Source organism: Frigoribacterium salinisoli, assembly GCF_054781095.1.
In genome coordinates this window covers 994,353-1,012,023 of record NZ_BAAGVB010000001.1, presented here as the reverse complement: position 1 = coordinate 1,012,023, position 17,671 = coordinate 994,353, and the positions used below count along the sequence as shown (strand labels likewise).

Annotated in this window: 23 protein-coding genes; 16 read left to right on the top strand and 7 right to left on the bottom strand. The window is 74.8% G+C overall.

The genetic code is table 11. From position 1 onward, the window contains the following. The first annotated feature begins 81 nt into the window (after nt 1-81). From ACYVHQ_RS04725 to ACYVHQ_RS04670, 12 genes are all read left to right on the top strand, one after another. Nucleotides 82-663 (top strand): GDSL-type esterase/lipase family protein, encoded by a 582-nt coding sequence (locus ACYVHQ_RS04725; RefSeq protein ID WP_460510982.1) that lies wholly within the window; start codon nt 82-84, stop codon nt 661-663. A gap of 74 nt (nt 664-737) precedes the next feature. Beyond that, nucleotides 738-1,103, top strand: coding sequence for a DUF6804 family protein (locus ACYVHQ_RS04720; protein ID WP_460510981.1), 366 nt, complete (start codon nt 738-740; stop codon nt 1,101-1,103). Nucleotides 1,104-1,199: 96 nt separating this feature from the next. Further along, nucleotides 1,200-2,834 (top strand): stealth family protein, encoded by a 1,635-nt coding sequence (locus ACYVHQ_RS04715; RefSeq protein WP_460510980.1) that lies wholly within the window; start codon nt 1,200-1,202, stop codon nt 2,832-2,834. 2 nt (nt 2,835-2,836) lie between these two features. Next, entirely contained in the window at nt 2,837-3,769 is a 933-nt protein-coding gene (locus ACYVHQ_RS04710) for a diacylglycerol/lipid kinase family protein (protein ID WP_460511244.1), read from the top strand. Nucleotides 3,770-3,778: 9 nt separating this feature from the next. Continuing rightward, the gene (locus tag ACYVHQ_RS04705; protein WP_460510979.1) at nt 3,779-4,345 is read left to right on the top strand and encodes a hypothetical protein; all 567 of its coding nucleotides are present in this window, start codon (nt 3,779-3,781) and stop codon (nt 4,343-4,345) included. Nucleotides 4,346-4,393: 48 nt separating this feature from the next. Further along, nucleotides 4,394-5,014 carry a class I SAM-dependent DNA methyltransferase gene (locus ACYVHQ_RS04700; protein WP_460510978.1) on the top strand — a complete coding sequence of 207 codons (621 nt, stop codon included), beginning with the start codon at nt 4,394-4,396 and terminating at the stop codon, nt 5,012-5,014. Continuing rightward, nucleotides 5,011-5,748, top strand: a complete 738-nt coding sequence (locus ACYVHQ_RS04695) for a glycosyltransferase family 2 protein (protein WP_460510977.1) — start codon at nt 5,011-5,013, stop codon at nt 5,746-5,748. Before ACYVHQ_RS04700 ends, ACYVHQ_RS04695 begins: the two co-directional genes overlap by 4 nt. Then, nucleotides 5,736-6,788: an acyl-CoA dehydrogenase family protein gene (locus ACYVHQ_RS04690; protein ID WP_460510976.1), complete on the top strand. Its 1,053-nt coding sequence runs from the start codon at nt 5,736-5,738 to the stop codon at nt 6,786-6,788. Before ACYVHQ_RS04695 ends, ACYVHQ_RS04690 begins: the two co-directional genes overlap by 13 nt. A 92-nt stretch (nt 6,789-6,880) precedes the next feature. After that, nucleotides 6,881-7,636: a PIG-L deacetylase family protein gene (locus ACYVHQ_RS04685; RefSeq protein WP_460510975.1), complete on the top strand. Its 756-nt coding sequence runs from the start codon at nt 6,881-6,883 to the stop codon at nt 7,634-7,636. Nucleotides 7,637-7,724: 88 nt separating this feature from the next. Beyond that, nucleotides 7,725-8,453, top strand: a complete 729-nt coding sequence (locus ACYVHQ_RS04680) for a histidine phosphatase family protein (RefSeq protein WP_460510974.1) — start codon at nt 7,725-7,727, stop codon at nt 8,451-8,453. Further along, nucleotides 8,437-9,321, top strand: a complete 885-nt coding sequence (locus tag ACYVHQ_RS04675) for an NAD(P)H-hydrate dehydratase (protein WP_460510973.1) — start codon at nt 8,437-8,439, stop codon at nt 9,319-9,321. The genes ACYVHQ_RS04680 and ACYVHQ_RS04675 overlap by 17 nt, the downstream gene beginning before the upstream one ends. Before the next feature lie 8 nt (nt 9,322-9,329). Then, nucleotides 9,330-10,058: an ion transporter gene (locus ACYVHQ_RS04670; RefSeq protein WP_460510971.1), complete on the top strand. Its 729-nt coding sequence runs from the start codon at nt 9,330-9,332 to the stop codon at nt 10,056-10,058. A gap of 24 nt (nt 10,059-10,082) precedes the next feature. On the opposite strand, the gene ACYVHQ_RS04665 is transcribed toward ACYVHQ_RS04670, so the two are convergent. After that, the gene (locus ACYVHQ_RS04665; protein WP_460510970.1) at nt 10,083-10,574 is read right to left on the bottom strand and encodes an NUDIX hydrolase; all 492 of its coding nucleotides are present in this window, start codon (nt 10,572-10,574) and stop codon (nt 10,083-10,085) included. Between the two features lie 81 nt (nt 10,575-10,655). Here ACYVHQ_RS04665 and ACYVHQ_RS04660 point away from each other — a divergent pair, with 81 nt between their 5' ends. From ACYVHQ_RS04660 to ACYVHQ_RS04650, 3 genes are all read left to right on the top strand, one after another. After that, nucleotides 10,656-10,967 carry a hypothetical protein gene (locus ACYVHQ_RS04660; RefSeq protein ID WP_460510969.1) on the top strand — a complete coding sequence of 104 codons (312 nt, stop codon included), beginning with the start codon at nt 10,656-10,658 and terminating at the stop codon, nt 10,965-10,967. A 49-nt stretch (nt 10,968-11,016) separates the two neighbouring features. Continuing rightward, a complete protein-coding gene (locus ACYVHQ_RS04655; protein WP_460510968.1) occupies nt 11,017-11,289 on the top strand; it encodes a hypothetical protein in 273 nt (90 codons plus the stop codon). Nucleotides 11,290-11,375: 86 nt separating this feature from the next. Further along, nucleotides 11,376-12,221, top strand: a complete 846-nt coding sequence (locus tag ACYVHQ_RS04650) for an oxygenase MpaB family protein (RefSeq protein ID WP_460510967.1) — start codon at nt 11,376-11,378, stop codon at nt 12,219-12,221. 5 nt (nt 12,222-12,226) lie between these two features. Here ACYVHQ_RS04650 and ACYVHQ_RS04645 read toward each other — a convergent pair whose 3' ends face one another. The 4 genes from ACYVHQ_RS04645 to rplU form a co-directional block, all read right to left on the bottom strand. After that, nucleotides 12,227-13,237, bottom strand: a complete 1,011-nt coding sequence (locus ACYVHQ_RS04645; protein WP_460510966.1) for a phosphodiesterase — start codon at nt 13,235-13,237, stop codon at nt 12,227-12,229. Nucleotides 13,238-13,373: 136 nt separating this feature from the next. Continuing rightward, the gene (locus tag ACYVHQ_RS04640) at nt 13,374-14,549 is read right to left on the bottom strand and encodes an alcohol dehydrogenase catalytic domain-containing protein (protein ID WP_460510965.1); all 1,176 of its coding nucleotides are present in this window, start codon (nt 14,547-14,549) and stop codon (nt 13,374-13,376) included. A gap of 117 nt (nt 14,550-14,666) precedes the next feature. Beyond that, entirely contained in the window at nt 14,667-14,921 is a 255-nt protein-coding gene (rpmA, locus tag ACYVHQ_RS04635) for a 50S ribosomal protein L27 (protein ID WP_460510212.1), read from the bottom strand. Nucleotides 14,922-14,935: 14 nt separating this feature from the next. Next, nucleotides 14,936-15,247, bottom strand: coding sequence for a 50S ribosomal protein L21 (gene rplU, locus ACYVHQ_RS04630; protein WP_460510964.1), 312 nt, complete (start codon nt 15,245-15,247; stop codon nt 14,936-14,938). Nucleotides 15,248-15,334: 87 nt separating this feature from the next. Between rplU and ACYVHQ_RS04625 the strand changes: the two genes are divergently transcribed. After that, entirely contained in the window at nt 15,335-15,982 is a 648-nt protein-coding gene (locus ACYVHQ_RS04625; RefSeq protein WP_460510963.1) for a hypothetical protein, read from the top strand. Between the two features lie 48 nt (nt 15,983-16,030). Here the strand turns inward: ACYVHQ_RS04625 and ACYVHQ_RS04620 are convergent, their stop codons facing one another. Further along, a complete protein-coding gene (locus ACYVHQ_RS04620; RefSeq protein WP_460510962.1) occupies nt 16,031-16,396 on the bottom strand; it encodes a TraR/DksA family transcriptional regulator in 366 nt (121 codons plus the stop codon). Beyond that, complete coding sequence (locus ACYVHQ_RS04615; protein ID WP_460510961.1) at nt 16,393-17,409, bottom strand: glutathione S-transferase family protein; 1,017 nt, start codon at nt 17,407-17,409, stop codon at nt 16,393-16,395. Before ACYVHQ_RS04615 ends, ACYVHQ_RS04620 begins: the two co-directional genes overlap by 4 nt. Between the last annotated feature and the right edge of the window lie 262 nt (nt 17,410-17,671).

The following is a 17,671-nucleotide window of genomic DNA, read 5'->3' as shown; positions in this document are numbered from 1 at the left end:
CGCGGGCCCGCTCCCGGGGCGACCGCTCCCAGCCCGGCGTGCCAGCATGGGGTGCACTGCACGCCAACAGGGAGGTCGGACATGTCGCACCCAGAGAAGCTCGTCTTCGTCGGGGACAGCATCACCGAGGGCGGTGACTGGGCCTCGTGGTTCCCGGACGACGACGCCGTCAACCTCGGTGTCGGCGGCGACACGGTCGCCGGGCTGACCGCCCGCGTCGACGACGTCCTCGCCACCCGGCCCGACTCGATCGTGCTGCTCATCGGCACGAACGACTTCGGGGCGCACAAGCGCACCGTCGAGCAGGTCGTCCGCGGCATCGAGAACGTCATGGTGGCCTTCCGGCGCGAGCTCCCCGGAGCCCGTCTGCTGCTCGTGTCGATCCTGCCGCGCACCCCCGAGCTGGCGCCGCGCATCAAGGACGCCAACCGCCACCTGCGCCAGTTCTCGGCGACGGTGCGCGCCCAGTACCTCGACCTGTGGCCGGCGCTCGCCTCGGGCGACGCGATCCGCCCCGAGTTCTCCGACGACGCCCTCCACCTCACCGAGGCGGGCTACCAGGCCTGGCTCGACGAGCTGCGCCCGGCCCTCGAGCGGCTCCGCGAGGAGCCCCCGATGAGCCGCCCCATCGGCATCGTCTCGAGCGACTACAGCATCGACTGACCCTCGCCCCGCTGGGCCGTCGTCGTCGACGGCGACGCCCAGGAGGCCCGGGTCGCGCCCGGTAGGCTCGCCCGGTGCCCACGCCCACCGCCCCCGAGTTCACCCGCCCGGCGCTCGCGCCCGGCCTGCTGGCCGCCGTGGCCCTCGTCGCCGGGTCCGTGCTGCTCGACTCGAGCGTCTTCACGGCGTTCCGCTACGGCGTCTCGATCCTCGCGCTCATCGTGCTGGTCTTCGTGGTCCGCGGTCGCGCATGGTGGGCGGTGCCGCTCCTGGTGGCGGTCGCCGTGCTCTGGAACCCCGTGGTCGTGGTGCCCCTCGAGGGGCAGGGCTGGGCCAGCCTGCAGTTCGTGGCCGCCCTCGTCTTCGTCGTCGCGGGGGTCCGCACCAAGGTGCCGACGGACGGCGCCGCCACCGGTGGGCGCGGAGCCCGGGCGCGCTGACCGGCCGCTGACGGCGGGCCCGCCCCGCCGGGTACAGTGAGGCGACTGCGACAGTGCTGACGGCCCACCCGAGCCGGCACGGAAGGGTGCGTCTGGATGACCACGGAGATCACCGGTACGACGGAGAGCCCCCTGCTGACCCCCCGCCCCCGCCCCGGTGGTCTCGAGCGTGACGACGTCGTCGTCCGCAAGGGACAGTTCACGTTGCTGAACGGCCATCTCACGCCGCAGCAGTCGATGATCGAGGACCTCTTCTTCATCCGCCGCGTGCTCGACGAGGCGGACGTGCCGTTCCTGCTCGTCCGTGGCAACGACGTCCGACCGGTGATCGCCGTCGACGCGGTCCACCGGGAGCGCTTCGAGCAGGCCATGCTCGAGGCCTGCCGCACCGAGCCCTTCTACGCGAAGCCGCCCAAGGGGCGTGCCGTGCTCGTCAGCGAGGACGGCCTCTCCTCCGAGGGCGAGCGCGTCTTCCGGGTGTTCCGCCCCCGGGTCGAGCCGATCGGCCGCCTGCGCTACGGCGCGGGCACGGCCGTGCAGGTCGAGTTCTGGCTGCTCACCGACGACGAGGTGCTCGTCCCCACCGAGAACGCCCTCACGCGCACGACGCTGCCCCGCTCGGAGGCCGTCGAGACGACGGTGGAGCGCTTCGGCCTCGAGTGGCCGACCCTCGAGCACATGTTCGACGACCACGCCACGGACATCACGTTCGACATCGACATCGTCTTCTCCTGGGTCGACGGCAACAGCGTCGAGTACCAGCGCGCGCGGGCCGCGCAGGCGAAGAGCCACGTGGTGGGAGAGGGCGACGACGCCCCCGCGCGCTTCCGGCAGATCGACGAGCTCAAGTACGCGCTGCGCAGCGTCTACATGTTCGCCCCGTGGGTGCGGAACATCTACATCGCCACCGACTCGCCCGTGCCCGAGTGGCTGGGGGAGCACCCCCGCGTGCGCGTCGTGCGCAGCGAGGAGTTCTTCGCGGACCCGTCGGTGCTGCCGACCCACAACTCGCAGGCGGTCGAGGCCCAGCTGCACCACATCGAGGGCCTCAGCGAGCACTTCCTGTACTCCAACGACGACATGTTCTTCGGTCGCCCGGTCGCGCCGAGCACGTTCTTCTCGCCGGGCTCGGTGACGAAGTTCGTCGAGGCCGACACCCGCATCGGGCTCGGCGTCAACAACGTCGAGCGCAGCGGCTTCGAGAACGCGGCGCGCGTCAACCGGCGGCTGCTGCAGCAGCGGTTCGGTCGCGTGACGACCCGTCACCTCGAGCACTGCGCGGCGCCCCTGCGCCGCAGCGTGCTGTTCGAGATGGAGCACGAGTTCGCGGACGACTTCCGCGCGACCGCGGCCAGCCCGTTCCGCGCGAAGGAGAACATCTCCGTCACGAACTCGCTGTACCACTACTACTCGCTCATGACGGGGCGGGCGATCGTGCAGGAGGCGGCGAAGGTCGCCTACGTCGACACCACCATGGTGTCGGGGCTCGCCTCGCTCTCGGAGCTGCTCAAGAAGCGGTCCTACGACTTCTTCTGCCTCAACGACGGCAGCTTCCCCGAGGTCACCGACGAGGAGCGCACCGCGACGGTGACGGACTTCCTCGAGCGCTACTACCCGTTCCCGGCCCCGTGGGAGAAGGCGGAGCAGGAGCGCCTCGCCGGGGAGCGGGCCGAGCAGGGTCGTCGCGACCGCCTCGCCGGTGCCGAGGCGCCGGCCGCCCTCGAGGAGTAGCCCTGCGCATCACGGTCGCCGTCAACCCCTCGGCCTCGTTCGGGCGCGGCAGCGGCGTCGGGCCCGACGTCGTGCGGGCGCTCACCACGGGCGGGCACGACGTGGTGCCGCTGGTCGCGTCGTCGTGGGACCTCCTGGTCGAGGCGTGCCGCGCCGAGCTGGCGACGGGTCCCGACGCCCTCGTCGTCGTGGGCGGCGACGGCATGGTGTCGCTCGGGGTGGACCTCGTCGCCGGCACCGGCGTGCCGCTCGGCATCGTGCCCTCGGGCACGGGCAACGACTTCGCCCGCGCGCTCGGCCTGCCGCACGACGACCACCGGGCCGCGATCGGCACGCTGCTCGGGCAGCTCGCGCTCGGGCCGCGCACGGTCGACGCGGGCCTCGTGACCGGGGCCGACGGCCGGCGCACCTGGTTCGCGGGCACGCTCTCCGCCGGCTTCGACGCCCTCGTCAACGAGCGTGCCAACCGCCTGCGCTGGCCCCGCGGTCGCCGCCGCTACGACCTGGCGCTGGCCCTCGAGCTGCTCGCGCTGCACCGCATCCGCTACGAGCTCGTCGTCGACGGCGCGGCCCGCAGCGTCGACGGCACGCTCGTCAGCGTGGGCAACGGCCGGTCCTTCGGGGGCGGCATCGAGGTGCTCCCCGACGCCGTCCTCGACGACGGCCTGCTCGACGTGCTCGTCGTGGAGCGCCTGACGCGGCTGCAGTTCCTCCGGCTCTTCCCGCGCGTCGCGAAGGGCGAGCACCTGGGCGACCGGCGTGTCTCCGTGCACCGGGCCTCGCGCCTGCGGATCGACGCGCCCGGCGTCGTCGCCTACGCGGACGGCGAGCGGGTCGGGCCGCTCCCCGTCGACGTCGAGGTCGTGCCGGGAGCCCTGCGCGTGTACGCTCCCGGGGCGGGGTCCCCCCGGTCCGCTCCCGGTCGCCGGGGCTAGGGTCGGCCCGTGCTGAGCAGGTGGCGGCGGAGCGTCGACCCCGACGTCCGCCGGTCGGTCGAGGAGGGCGCGCTCATCGTGCGCGCCGCCGTGGTCGTCGCCGTCGCGAACGCGATCATCGTGCGCGGGGTCGGTGAGCAGCGGCCCTTCGACGAGGGCGTGGCCCGGCAGCGCGTCCGCGACGAGCTGCGCCACCTCGCCGACGAGCAGGAGGCGGAGGCCCGCCGGCTGCGTCGCACCCGACGCGTCGCGCACCGCTCCTACGGGCAGTCGCAGCACCAGTTCGACTACCGGGTGGAGGACGCCGACGCCCTGCGCCGGCGGGAGCGGGCCGCCGCCCTCCTCGCCGTCGACCTCCGGGCCGCGAGCGAGGACGCCAGCTACCTCGACGGCGTCCTGGCCGCCGCCCGGCGCCGGGCGGCCGACGACGTCGGCGCGGCGGCCGTCACGAAGCTCGGCAACGTGCGGCCGCCGGACGCGGACTACGAGCAGGAGCGGGCCGAGCGGCTCCGACAGCTGCGCGAGGTCGACCTGGCGGGGCTGGGCGGCGGCACCGGGGGCGACGCTCCGGCCTGACGCGCGTCTCGGCGTCACATGTCGCACGGGTGCCGTAGCGTCGCACCCATGAGCGACCCTGTGACAGGGTCGGCCGCGGCGGCGGTGCGCTTCGACGAGGCCCACCGACGCCGCCCCGATCCCTGGTCCGTGACCACCCGCTGGTACGAGATCCGCAAGCGTGCGGTGACCCTGGCCGCGCTGCCCGACGAACGCTACGGGCGCGCGCTCGAGCTGGGCTGTTCCATCGACGCGCGCGCCGCCGAGCTCGCGGGGCGCTGCGACGAGCTGCTCGCCGTCGACCTGTCCGCCGAGGCCGTCGCCCGGGCCGACGCCCGCCTGTCGACGCTCGCCAGCGTCACGGTGCGCCAGCACGACGTCGCCGACGGCGTGCCCGAGGGGCCCTTCGACCTGGTCGTCGTGAGCGAGATGGCCTACTACCTCGACCCCGCCGTGCTGGAGCGTGCCGTCGACGGCGTGGGGCGCGCCCTCGCGCCGGGCGGCACCGTGCTCGCCTGCCACTGGCTCGTCGACGAGCCCGACTTCGCGCAGCGCGCGGTCGCCGTGCACGCTGCCCTCGACGCGGGCCTCGGCCGGCGCAGGATCGTGCACCACGAGGAGGCCGACTTCGTGCTCGACGTGTGGAGCGACGACCCCCGGAGCGTCGCCGAACGGACGGGGCTGCGATGAGCGCCGTCGACCTCGTCCCGCCGGTCGCGCGCTGCGCGACGGGCCTCTGCGCCGTGGCCGTCGTCGTGCCGGCCCGTGACGAGGAGGAGCTCGTCGGCCGCTGCCTGGCATCCGTCGTGGTGGCCGTGCGCCGGCTGCGCGCCGCGCGCCCCGAGGTGGCCGTGCGCGTCGTGCTCGTGAGCGACGCGAGCACGGACGCGACCGAGGCCGTGGCCCGCGCCGTCGAGGGCGTCGACGTCGTCGTGGTCGACGCGGGCGCCGTCGGCGTCGCCCGGGCGGCGGGCGTGCGGCACGCCCTCGACCTGCTCGGCGACCCGGACCCCGCGGCGACCTGGCTGGCCTGCACCGACGCCGACAGCGTCGTGCCCGCCGACTGGCTGCTCTCGCAGGTGCGCCACGCCGAGGCGGGCGCCGACGTCGTGGTGGGCACGGTGCGTCCCGAGGGGCTCCGGGGCAGGAGGCTCGTCACGTGGGCCCGCACGCACGTCCCCGGGCGTCCCAACGGGCACGTCCACGGGGCGAACCTCGGCGTGCGGCTCGACGCGTTCACGGCGGCCGGGGGCTTCCCCGCCGTCGCCGAGCACGAGGACGTGCAGCTGGTCGAGGGGCTGCGCGCCTCCGGCGTCCGGATCGTCGCGAGCGACGAGGCCGAGGTGCTCACGAGCGGGCGCCGAGTCGGGCGCACCCCCGGCGGTTACGCCGCGTACCTGGCGGGCGACCCGTGGGGCGCGTGAGGCTGGGCGGGGCAGGAGGCCCGGGCCCGCTGACCCGTCGAGCGGTCGCGTTCGTCGAGGCGGCCGGGCAGGCCCCGTCGTCCGACCCCGTCGGCGAGGCGCTCGTGCTCGCCGGGCGCCTCGCCGGCGAGCGGCCTTTCGTGGGGAAGGGCGGCACCGCCGACCTCTGGGAAGCGCTCGCGACGCTCGCCGCGCACGACCTCGCCGTGGCACGGGCGGTCGAGCCGCACGTCGACGCGCTGACGATCCTGCACCAGGCGGGTCGGGACGCCCTGGCGCCCGAGGGGTCGACGTGGGGCGTCTTCGCGGCCGAGGGTCCCGGCGTGCGCGTCACGGCGACCGAGGGCGCCGACGGCTCGTGGAGCCTGTCGGGCACGAAGCCGTGGTGCTCGCTCGCCGGTCGGCTCAGCCACGCGCTCGTGACCGCCTGGGTCTCCGACGACGAGCGACGGCTCTTCGCGGTCGACCTGGGCCACCCGGGCGTGCACCCGTCCGAGGCCTGGGCGGCCCTGGGCCTGCCCACCGTCCCGAGCGGTCCGGTCGACCTCGACGGCGTCCCGGCGGTGCCCGTGGGCGACGCCGGCTGGTACCTCCGCCGTCCCGGGTTCGCCTGGGGCGGTGCGAGCGTCGCCGCCTGCTGGCACGGCGGCGCCGTCGGCCTGGCCCGCACGCTGCTCGAGGCCGCACGACGGCCGCGCAGCGTCGACGACGCGCTCCTGCTGCAGCACGTGGGCGCCGTCGACGTGCGGCTCGACCAGGCGCGGCGCGCCCTCGCGACCGCCGCGGCCGCGATCGACGCCGGTGAGCTCGACGGCTCGGCCGGCGCGATCGAGGCGGCCCGGGTGCGCGGCACGGTCTCGCGGACTGCGGAGGACGTCCTCCGGCACGTCGCCCACGCGCTCGGACCAGCGCCCCTCGCGCAGGACCCCCGGCACGCGCAGCGGGTCGCCGACCTCGAGCTCTACGTGCGGCAGCACCACGCCGAGCGCGACGACGCGTCGCTCGGGCGCAAGGTGCGCGACCTGGCGGAGCCGTGGTGAGCCTCCTGCGCGGGGACCCGTCGTGCGCGGGGCGTCCGTCGTGCGCGCACGGCACGGCGTGGGTCGCCCCGGCGACCGGGCGGCGCTGAGCCGTGGCGACCTTCGACGCGCGGGATCCCGGCACCGATCCGCGGACCTGGGCGGACGACGGCCGGCACCGGGCCCTGCCCGCGCTCGACCCGGCACCGTTCGACGCGGTGGTCGTGCTGGCCGCGCACGCCGACGACGAGACCCTGGGGGCGGGCGGGCTGCTGGCCCGAGCGGCGCGGTCCGGGGTGCCCGTGACGCTCGTCGTCGCGAGCGACGGGGCCGCCTCGCACCCGGGGGCGGCGAGCACCCGGGCGCTCGCCGCCGAACGGGCGGCGGAGGCGCGCGCGGCCGCCGCGGTGCTCGGCGTCGGCCGCGTCGTGCAGCTCCAGCACCCCGACGGCGCGCTCCGCGAGGCCCGGGCGGCGCTCACGACCGAGCTGGCCGCCGTGCTCGACGACCTGCTCGGCCCCGTCGGCGAGGAGCGGGGCCGGCCGCTCGTGCTCACCACGTGGCGGGGAGACGGGCACCGCGACCACCGGATCCTCGGCGAGGTCGCCGTCGAACTGCTCGCCGGTCGCGCCGCCACGCTGCGGGAGTACCCGGTGTGGCTGTGGCACTGGGGCAGCCCCGATCACCCCGAGGTGCCCTGGGACCGGCTGGAGCGCGTCGACCTGGCACCGGGGGACCAGGAGGCCCGCCTCCGCGCCCTCGCCGCCTACCCCTCGCAGACCACGGTCCGCGACGGGCGGCCTCCCGTGCTGCACGAGCGGTTCCTGGCCCACGCCCGCCGCGACCACGACCTCGTCGTGCGTCCCTGATCGCCGCGGGTCCCGCCTCCCCGTGCACCGACGGTCGTCGTCCGTCGAGGGCGACCACGGGGAGCGCCGAGCGCCTACCGTCGCACCGATGATCGACCAGCTCGTCCTCGTCCGACACGGCGAGAGCGCGGCCAACGTGGCCGCCTCCGCCGCCGAGCGCTCCGGTGCCGAGACCATCGACGTCGCCTGGCGCGACGCCGACGTCCCGCTCACGCGGGAGGGGCAGGACCAGGCCGCGGCCCTGGGGGCCTGGTGGCGCGACGCCGGCCCCACCTCGGGCACCGTCGCGTGGAGCTCCCCGTACCTGCGCGCCCGCGAGACCCTCGGCACGGGCCTGCACGCCGCCGGCCTCGACCTGCCCGTGCGCGTGGACGAGCGGCTCCGCGACCGCGAGCTCGGCGTGCTCGACCTGCTCACCCGGCGCGGCGTGGCCGCCCGCCACCCGGAGGAGGAGGCCCGCCGGCACCGGCTCGGCAAGTGGTACCACCGTCCGCCGGGCGGCGAGTCGTGGGTCGACGTGACCCTGCGCCTCCGGTCGGTGCTCGGCGACCTGCTCGCCGAGCCCGACGCGACCCGCGCCGTCGTCGCCACGCACGACGTCGTCGTCACCCTCGTCACGGGCCTCCTGCTCGGCCTGGGCGAGCGCGAGGTGCTCGATTTCGCCACCGAGAACCCGGTGCCCAACGCGTCCGTCACGACCCTCGAGCGCACCGCCGACGGGTGGCGCCTCGTCGCCTTCGCCGACGTCGCCCACCTCGACCGCGGCGACGCCGTCGTCACCGAGCACGGAGGAGACCCCGATGTCCAGCCCCGCTGACGGCACGCCGATCACGCCCGCCCTGCTGCGCGACTGGGCGCTGCCCGGCACAGGAGGCTCGAAGTACGGCCGCGGCCAGGTGGTCGTGGTCGGCGGTGCGGCCCGCACGCCCGGCGCGGCGGTCCTGGGCGCGGTGGCCGCCCTGCGGGTGGGCGCCGGCCGGCTGACGATCGCGCTCGCCGCCTCGGTGGCCCCGCACGTCGCCGTGTCGGTGCCGGAGTGCGGCGTCGTGCCGCTCGACGAGACCGACGACGGGCACGTGCGCGGCGACGGCGTCACGGCGGCCGGCGACGACCTCGCCGGCGCGGACGCCGTGCTCGTCGGCCCGGGGCTCGACGACGCCGACGAGGCCGCGGCCCTGCTGCGCCACCTGCCCGACCTCGTGGCCGAGGAGGCCGTCGTCGTGCTCGACGCGTTCGCCCTCGGGGTGCTCGTCGACCTGCCCGAGGTGGTCGAGGCGTTCCGCGGGCGCCTCGTGCTCACGCCCAACAGCGGCGAGGTCGCGCGCCTGCTCGGGCGCGACCCCGCGGAGGGCGACGAGGGCACGGAGGCGGACGCCCGCGAGCTCGCCGAGCGCTACGGCGCCGTCGTCTCGGCCGCGTCCGTCGTCGCGGCGCCCGACGGTCGCACCTGGCGGTCCGGCACGGGCCACGGCGGCCTCGCGACCTCCGGCAGCGGCGACGTCCTGTCGGGCGCGATCGCGGGCCTCTGCGCCCGAGGCGCCGACCCGGTCCAGGCGACGGTGTGGGCCACCCAGGCGCACGCCACGGCCGGCGACCGGCTCTCGGTGCGCGTCGGCCCCCTGGGGTTCCTCGCGCGCGAGCTCCTCGAGGAGCTCCCGCAGGTGTTCGTCGAGCTGCAGGCCTGACCCGTCCCGTGCCCCCGACCCCCGACGCCCTCCACGAGCGCACCTCCTCCGACCGCCTGAGGCTCGCCGAGGCGCTCTCGCGCCGGCTCGACCGGCCCATGGGGCTGCTCGGCGTCGTGTTCCTCTTCGTCGTCCTGGGGCAGCTGCTCGTCAGCGCGCCGCCCTGGAGCACCGTGTTCACCGTCGTCGGCTGGGTCTTCTGGGCCGTCTTCGTGGGGGAGTTCCTGCTGCGCGCCTACCTCGCCGGGTTCCAGCGCGACTTCTGGCGGCGCAACTGGTGGCAGGTGGTCTTCCTGCTCGTGCCGTTCCTCCGCTTCGTCCGGGCCCTGCAGGCGCTCCGGGTGCTGCGCCTGGCCCGGGTGGCACGGGCCGGGGGCATCCTCTCGGCCAGCGTGCGGGGCACGCGGTCGGCCTCACGCCTCCTGTCGTCCCGCATCGGCGCGCTCGCGGCGCTCACCGCCGTCGTCGTGCTCGCCTCGAGCCAGCTGCTCTACGCCTCCGGCGCGCAGGACCGCTACGCCGACGCCCTCTACGAGGCCGCCCTGGCGACCGTCACGGGAGGCGGCATCACCACGGACGACGCCTTCTCGCGACTCCTGCACGTGGCCCTCGCCGTGTACTCGGTGGCCGTCTTCGCCACCCTCGCCGGGTCGCTCGGCGCGTTCTTCCTCCGCGACCGCACGACCGGGTCCGAGGGCGTCGTCGAGGGGCCCACGGCGACCGACGAGCGGCCCTGACGAGCGGCCCGACCAGCGGGTCGGTCAGCGACCGGCGAGCACCGCCCCGGCGACCGTGAAGCGGGCACCGGGCTCGTCCGAGAGGGCCGCCCCGACCCGCTCGCGCATGTCCGCGCTCATCTCCGGCAGCTCGTCGCGCGGGAACCACCGGGCCTCGGTGTTCTCCCCGTCGGCGGGGAAGGGCTCGCCCGAGGTCCAGCGCAGCCGGAACGTCACGTCCAGGTACTGCGCGCGGTCGCCGTTGCCGTAGGTGATCTGCTCCGTGACCCCCACGCGCGCCAGGCGCTGCACGACCGCCTGCACGTCGGCCTCCTCCAGCACCTCGCGCACGGCCGCGTCGGCGGGCTCCTCGCCCGGGTCGACGATGCCCGTCACCGGCGTCCACGCCCCCGTGTCGCTGCGGCGGACCAGGAGGACGTCGTCGTCCCGGTGCACGACGGCCGTCACCCCCGAGAGCCAGAGGGGGGCGGTCCCGACGCGCTCGCGCAGGGACAGGACGAAGTCGGGCGTGGCCATGCCCCGACCCTACGACGCCCTCACGGCTGATCGTCACACGGCGTTCACCCGCGCGTCGCCGACGTCCGGCAGTCTCGGACGATGATCGCGACGACGGCCCTGGTCAAGTCCTCCGGCACGGCGGCAGCGCTGCGCGAGCTCGAGCGCTGCTTCCGGCGCCACTACGAGCACGTGGCCGTGGGGGAGCACGAGTACCTCGTGCGGCTGCACTCCGGGCCCGCCCTCGTGACGGAACGCGCCACGAGCCTCCGGGTCGACGTCGTCGTGCGCGACGCGGCCGCCGAGCGGGCGTTCCAGAGGTCGTTCGCGGACGAGCTCGACGGGCGGCTCGGAGGGCACGCCCTGCACGTCGCGTGGAGCCGCGGCGACGCCGTGCCCGTCTCGCTGCGCTGACCCGTACCCCGGTCACGCCCGTTCACCTTCGTGTGCCACCATGCACCTCGTGAGCAAGAAGATCGACTCAGCCCTCAAGACCCTCGTCAAGGCACTGTCCAAGCACGGCGAGGTGATGAACGAGCGTCCCGTGAGCGTCAAGCGCGCCGGGCGGGCGACCGAGAAGGTCCGCCAGGCCGCGGCCGACTACACCGCGGTCATCGCCGAGAAGACCGGTCAGCCCAACCCCTTCGTCGACTTCCTCGACCCCGAGACCGTCGCCTCCCTCCGCGGTGAGCGCGACCGCCTCGCGAAGGGCACCAAGAAGGACCCGGTCGACTGATCGACGCCCCGAGCCACCGCCGGCGGGCCCTCCGGCGCCGACCGTCGCCCCTGGCCCAGGGCACCGTCCGCCGCCGACGGCCGCCGGTGCCCGAGGGCATCGTCGACATGTCCAGCGAGGCCGTGCTGCTGGCCGGGGGAGGCGCGGCGATCCTGCTGCAGCTCGCCGACCGCCGCGTCGGGCACGGCGTCGCACGGCACAGCGACTTCGCCTCGCGGCCGCTCGACCGGCTGCACGGCACGATGACCTACCTCTACGCGATCGTGCACGGCAGCCCCGACGAGGCGGCGTACGTCCGTCGGCTCGTCGACCGCGCCCACGGGCCCGTGCACTCCGACCGGCACGCGCCGGCGTCCGGTCCCGGCGACCCGCGTGCCGAGGTGCGCTACGACGCCTTCGACCCCGACGCCCAGCTGTGGGTCGCCGCCACCCTCTACGACAGTGCCGTGCGCGTCTGGGAGCGCGTCTTCGGGCCCCTGCCCGCTGAGCGGGCCGAACGGATCTACCGCGAGTACGCGATCGTCGGCACCGCGCTGCAGGTGCCGCCGGGGGCGTGGCCGGAGGACCGGGCCGCGTTCCGGCGCTGGTGGGACGACCGTCTCGCCGCGCTCGACGTCGACGACGAGGCCCGGGACGTGGCCACGCGCCTCCTGCACCCCACGACGGGTCCGCTCTGGCTGCGGCTCGTCATGCCGACGGCACGCCTCGTCACCGCCGGGCTCCTGCCCCCGCCCCTGCGGGAGGCGTTCGGCCTGCCCTGGAGCCCGCGGCGGGCACGGCGCTACGAGGCCGTCATGGACGTCGCCGCCGTCGTCGTGCCCCGGCTGCCCCGCCGCCTGCGGCACGTGCTCCGGGACCGGTACCTGGCCGGGCTGCGGCGCAGGATGCGCGCCGACGCGGGCCGTCCCGGCCGGACGACCCGCGCCTCCTGAGGGGGCTAGCTGCGGTCGCCCACCAGGGCGAGGTCCCGCTCGGGGGTCGCCTCGTGGGGGTGCTCGGCCGGGGCGACGTCCTGCTCCCCGCCGTCGCGCTGCGCCGCGGCCTCGGCCCGGCGCGCGTCGGTCGGTGCCGGCGCGATGCGCACGCCCGCGAGGGCCAGGCGCTCGGCCGTGGCCGCACGGTCCACGCGCTGCCCCACGGTCACCGGGCTGCCCATCGGCACGACCGAGTGCACCACGGTGCCGCCGTAGACGTGGACCAGGTTGTACGACTGCGAGCCGTCCTGGCCACGGGTGCCGCCACCGGCGGTCATGAGGTCCTGCGTGTAGCAGGTGGCCGACGCGACCGAGACGGGCACGCCCGCGAACATCGCCGTGGTCGAGTAGTGCAGGTGGCCGGCGATGATCGAGCGCACGTCGCTGCCCTCGATGACCTCGGCGAGCGAGGCCTGGTCGCGCAGCTCGACGAGCACGCTGAGGTCCTGGACGGAGGGGACCGGCGGGTGGTGCATCGCCAGGATCGTGCCGTGCGGGGCGTCGACCGAGAGCTCCTCGGCCAGCCAGTCGAGCTGGTCGCCCGACAGCTCGCCGTGGTGGTGCCCGGGCACCGTCGTGTCGAGCGTGATGACGCGGAGGCCGTCGACGTCGTAGACGAGGTCCACGGGACGGTCCGACGGCAGCTGGTCGAACAGCTGCTCGCGGAACGCGCCGCGCTCGTCGTGGTTGCCCATGGCCCAGATGAGCTGGGCGCCCAGCCGCTCCGCGGCGGGCTCGAGCAGGGCACGGAGCTTGCGGTACGCCTCGGGCTCGCCCTTGTCGGCCAGGTCGCCCGTGAGGACGATCGCCTGCGGCCGCTGGCCCGAGGCCTCGATCTCGCGGACGAGCTGGGCGAGACGGGCCTCGCTGTCCACGGCGCCGTAGAGGTCGCCGTCGCCACCGATCAGGTGGGTGTCGCTGAGGTGGAGCAGGAAGTGGCCGGGCCGGGGGTGCTCGGCCGTGCGGAGATCCATGGGGCTCTCATTCGTCCGTCGACGAGACCACTGGACCGGGCCTCGCGCTCTGTTCGGAGTCCAGTCCACCACCGACGGGCCCGTGCGGGGTGAACGCACGGGCCCGTCATGGTGAACGGTCCGGGAACGACCAGGGTCAGGGCTTGAGGACGACCTTGATGCAACCGTCCTGCTTCTGCTTGAAGAGCTCGTACATCTCGGGAGCACGGTCCAGCGGCACCGGGTGCGTCGTGAGGTCCTGCGTGCCGAGCGGGTCGGCCGGGTCCTCGACGAGGGGCAGCAGGGTGTCGATCCACTGGTGCACGTTGCACTGGCCCATCTTCATCGTGATCTGCTTGTCGAAGAGGGTGAGGAACGGGGTCGGGTCGGCCGTGCCGCCGTAGACGCCGCTCAACGAGACGGTGCCGCCACGACGGACGATCTCGAAGGCGAGGTGCATGGCCGTGAGGCTGTCGATGCCGGCCTTGTTCATGAGCGCCTGGCCGACGCTGTCGGGCAGGGCCGCGGCGAAGCGCTGCACGAGGCCGACGCCGCCGTGCTCGTGCGCCTCCATGCCGACCGCGTCGAGGACGGAGTCCGGTCCGCGGTCGTCGGTCATGCCCTTGACGATCGAGGAGACGTCCTTCGTGAGGTCGAGGACCTCGACGCCGTGGCGCTCGGCCATGGCGCGGCGCTCGGGGACGGGGTCGATGCCGATGACGCGGAAGCCCTTGTGCACGCCGATGCGCGAGGCGAACTGGCCGACCGGGCCCAGGCCGAGCACGACGAGCGTGCCGCCCTCGGGGACCTGCGCGTACTCGACGCCCTGCCACGCGGTGGGGAGGATGTCGCTGAGGAAGAGGTAGCGCTCGTCGGGCAGGTCGTCGCCGACGACGACGAGGTTGGCGTCGGCACGACGGACGCGGAGCTGCTCGGCCTGACCACCGGGCACCTGGCCGTAGAGCTTGGTGAAGCCGTAGAGCTGGGCGCCGGAGTCCTGCTCGACGACCTGCGTCGTCTCGCACTGCGAGAACAGGCCGCGCTCGCACATGAAGCACTCGCGGCAGGCGATGACGAACGGGACGACGACGCGGTCGCCGACCTTCACGCGCGAGACGGCCGAGCCGACCTGCGTGACCACGCCCATGGTCTCGTGGCCCAGGACGTCGCCCTTGTCGAGGAAGGGGCCGAAGTTGTCGTAGAGGTGGAGGTCGCTGCCGCAGATGGCGGCAGAGGTGACGCGGATGACGGCGTCGGAGGGCTCGACGATCGTCGGGTCGGGCACCTCCTCGATCGAGACGTTCGTGACGGACTGGTACGTGAGAGCCTTCATTCATCCCGTCTACGCTCCGCGGCTGGCAACGCATGCAGGGTGACGCATGTCGGGGTACGCCGAGAGGGCGGCCGGAGGGGTCCGACCGCCCTCTGGGCGTGCTGCGTGCTGGGGCCGTCAGGCTCCGGCGACGATGTTGACGACCTTGCGGCCGCCCTTGCTGCCGAACTCGACGGAGCCCGGCGCGAGGGCGAACAGGGTGTCGTCGCCGCCGCGGCCGACGTTGACGCCGGGGTGGAAGTGGGTGCCGCGCTGGCGGACGAGGATCTCGCCGGCGAGGACGACCTGACCGCCGAAGCGCTTCACGCCGAGGCGCTGCGCGTTGGAGTCACGGCCGTTGCGGGTGGACGATGCGCCCTTCTTGTGTGCCATGTGCGTTCAGCCCCTTACTTGGTGGTGATCGAGGTGATCTTGACGCGGGTCAGGTCGGCACGGAAGCCCATGCGACGCTTGTAACCGGTCTTGTTCTTGTAGTTCTGGATGACGATCTTGGGGCCGCGGAGGTCGTTCAGGACCTCGCCCTGGACCGTGACCTGCGCGAGGTCGTCGCCGGAGAGGATCGTGTCGCCGTCGACGTGCAGGACGGGGACGAACGAGACGGTGTCGGCGGTCGTGGCCTTGAGACGGTCGACGGTCAGGATCGTCCCGACCTCGACCTTCTCCTGGCGGCCACCGGCGCGCACGATTGCGAAAGCCATGGGTGCTCCTGGATGAAGGGGGTGTGACGCCCGGACTGCCGGACGACGTCGTGGTGCCACGAGGGCAACTTGGATAGTCTTTCACAGATGTCACGACCGATCAAACTTCGCCGCCCTCCGCAGCTGACCGTCGAGATCGTCGACGACGCCCGCGAGCGCCTGCTCGACCTGCTCGACGACCTCCGGGCGCTGACCACCGAGCACGCCGACGACGTCGAGGTGTGGGGCTCGGCCGTGACCACCGCCGGGTGGGAGATCGCGGCGCTCGGGCAGTGGCTGGCCCTCGAGGGCGAGGCGGCCCTCCTGCTGGGCGGCGCCTCCTACCCCGAGATCGCCGAGCACCAGGGCACGAGCGCGTCGGCCGTGTACGCCAGGGTCGGCCGGTCCCTCACGCTCGCGCCCTACGCGCAAGCCTCGGGGGCGGACGGCGCCACCAGCCGCGTCTCCGCCGAGGGCCTCGACCGGGCCAGGGCCGAGTACGCGCAGGAGGCGCGGGGCAGCGGGCAGGACGCCGCCACCGAGGCGCTCCCCGACGTCGGCGACTCGCTGGCCGACTGGATCCCCGAGGTGCTCCGCGCAGGGGAACGGCGCACCGCCGACATCGTCGCCGCGCTGCCCGGCTACCGCCGCAGCAGCGTGCTCTCGACCCTCAGCGTGCTCGCCCGGCAGGGCCGGGTCGCGCGGGTCGGGCACGGCGTGTACGCCCTGCCGGGGGAGCAGCCCTCGGCCGGCTGACGCTCCGACCCGGGGCCCACCCGGCGCGCCGGGGGCAGGAGGCCCGGGTCAGCTCGCACAGGCGATGCAGGTCCGGGCGGTCGGTCGCGCCTCGAGGCGCGCGTCGCCGATCCGGGCCGAGCAGCGCTCGCAGCGCCCGAAGGTGCCGTCGGCGACGCGCCCAAGCGCCGCCTCGGCGTCCGCGGCGCGCTCGAGCGCCGACCGACGGACCGCGTCGAGCTGCGACCGCTCGTAGGCGATGGTCGACCCCTCCGGGTCGTGCTCGTCGTCGACGTTGGCGCCCTCCCGGGCCGCCGCCACCGCCTCCATGTCGAGCAGGAGGCGCGCGGCCAGGGCGACGGCCTCGTCGCGGGTGGCCCGGAGGCGGTCGGTGACGTCCGGGGCGGACGCGGGGCGTGCCTCCTGCGCGGTCACGCGACGAGCGGCGGGACCTGCTCGCCCTCGCGCGGCGGGCCGGGGGGAGTGCCGTCGCCGAAGGGACGCCCGCCGAGCTCCTCGCGACCGTGCGGCGTGAGCCACCCGCTCGCATCGGGGCCGGCGGGGACGATGCCCGTCGGGTTGATGTCGGTGTGCACCAGGTAGTAGTGCTGCTTGATCTGCTCGAAGTCGATCGTGTCGCCGAAGCCCGGCGTCTGGAAGAGGTCGCGCGCGTACGCCCACAGCACCGGCATCTCGGTGAGCTTGTTCCGGTTGCACTTGAAGTGGCCGTGGTACACCGCGTCGAAGCGGGCGAGCGTGGTGAACAGGCGGATGTCGGCCTCGGTGATGGTGTCGCCGACGAGGTAGCGCTGGGTCGACAGGCGCTCCTCCAGCTGGTCGAGGCGGGAGAAGAGCGTCGCGTAGGCGCGGTCGTAGCTCTTCTGCGAGCCGGCGAACCCGCAGCGGTACACGCCGTTGTTGACCTCGCGGAAGATCACCTCGGCGACGTCGTCGATCTCGTCGCGCAGCGGCTCCGGGTAGAGGTCGGGAGCGCCCGCGCGGTGGTGCTCGGTCCACTCGGTGGCCAGGTCGAGCGTGATCTGCGGGAAGTCGTTCGTGACCACCTTGCCGCTCGGCACGTCGACGATCGCGGGCACCGTGATGCCGCGCGGGTAGTCGGGCGTGCGGGCGAAGAACGCCTCCTGCAGCCGCTCGATGCCGAGGACGGGGTCGCGGCCGTCGGGGTCGAGGTCGAAGGTCCAGCTGCGGGCGTCGTGCGTGGGGCCAGGCAGCCCGAGCGAGATCGCGTCCTCGAGGCCCAACAGGCGCCGCGAGATGACGCTGCGGTTCGCCCACGGGCAGGCGCGCGCCGCGACGAGGCGGTAGCGGCCGGCCTCGACGGGCCAGCCGTCGCGCGCGTCGCGGGTGATGCGGTCCTCGATGTAGTTCGTGTCGCGCGTGTACTCCTGGCCCGGCTCGACGTACGTGCCCTGCTCGTGCTCGCTCATGCGCCCACCCTACGCACGCGGTCCTCCGGCCCCGCCGTGCCCCCGGCCCCGCCCCGTCCCGCCCCGTCCCTGTCGGCAACTCCTCCTGGGTGTCCCCGTTCCCCGCCGTGCCCCCGGCCCGTCCCGTCCTGTCCATCCATGTTGGCAACTCCTCCTGGGCGTGCTCGGGTCCCCGTGTCCTGTTGCCGGCAACTCCTCCTGGGTGTTCCGCGGGTGCACGCAGGTGAGCCGACGAGGTGCGGGCACGTCATGGGTGAGGAAT

Excerpts from the sequence above, each read along its gene's own strand:
- ACYVHQ_RS04725 (WP_460510982.1), top strand. The coding sequence starts at position 82 with ATGTCGCACCCAGAGAAGCTCGTCTTCGTCGGGGACAGCATCACCGAG.
- ACYVHQ_RS04715 (WP_460510980.1), top strand. The coding sequence starts at position 1,200 with ATGACCACGGAGATCACCGGTACGACGGAGAGCCCCCTGCTGACCCCC.
- ACYVHQ_RS04700 (WP_460510978.1), top strand. The coding sequence starts at position 4,394 with ATGAGCGACCCTGTGACAGGGTCGGCCGCGGCGGCGGTGCGCTTCGAC.
- ACYVHQ_RS04695 (WP_460510977.1), top strand. The coding sequence starts at position 5,011 with ATGAGCGCCGTCGACCTCGTCCCGCCGGTCGCGCGCTGCGCGACGGGC.
- ACYVHQ_RS04680 (WP_460510974.1), top strand. The coding sequence starts at position 7,725 with ATGATCGACCAGCTCGTCCTCGTCCGACACGGCGAGAGCGCGGCCAAC.
- ACYVHQ_RS04675 (WP_460510973.1), top strand. The coding sequence starts at position 8,437 with ATGTCCAGCCCCGCTGACGGCACGCCGATCACGCCCGCCCTGCTGCGC.
- ACYVHQ_RS04665 (WP_460510970.1), bottom strand. The coding sequence starts at position 10,574 with ATGGCCACGCCCGACTTCGTCCTGTCCCTGCGCGAGCGCGTCGGGACC.
- ACYVHQ_RS04660 (WP_460510969.1), top strand. The coding sequence starts at position 10,656 with ATGATCGCGACGACGGCCCTGGTCAAGTCCTCCGGCACGGCGGCAGCG.
- ACYVHQ_RS04645 (WP_460510966.1), bottom strand. The coding sequence starts at position 13,237 with ATGGATCTCCGCACGGCCGAGCACCCCCGGCCCGGCCACTTCCTGCTC.
- ACYVHQ_RS04640 (WP_460510965.1), bottom strand. The coding sequence starts at position 14,549 with ATGAAGGCTCTCACGTACCAGTCCGTCACGAACGTCTCGATCGAGGAG.
- rpmA (WP_460510212.1), bottom strand. The coding sequence starts at position 14,921 with ATGGCACACAAGAAGGGCGCATCGTCCACCCGCAACGGCCGTGACTCC.
- rplU (WP_460510964.1), bottom strand. The coding sequence starts at position 15,247 with ATGGCTTTCGCAATCGTGCGCGCCGGTGGCCGCCAGGAGAAGGTCGAG.
- ACYVHQ_RS04625 (WP_460510963.1), top strand. The coding sequence starts at position 15,335 with ATGTCACGACCGATCAAACTTCGCCGCCCTCCGCAGCTGACCGTCGAG.
- ACYVHQ_RS04615 (WP_460510961.1), bottom strand. The coding sequence starts at position 17,409 with ATGAGCGAGCACGAGCAGGGCACGTACGTCGAGCCGGGCCAGGAGTAC.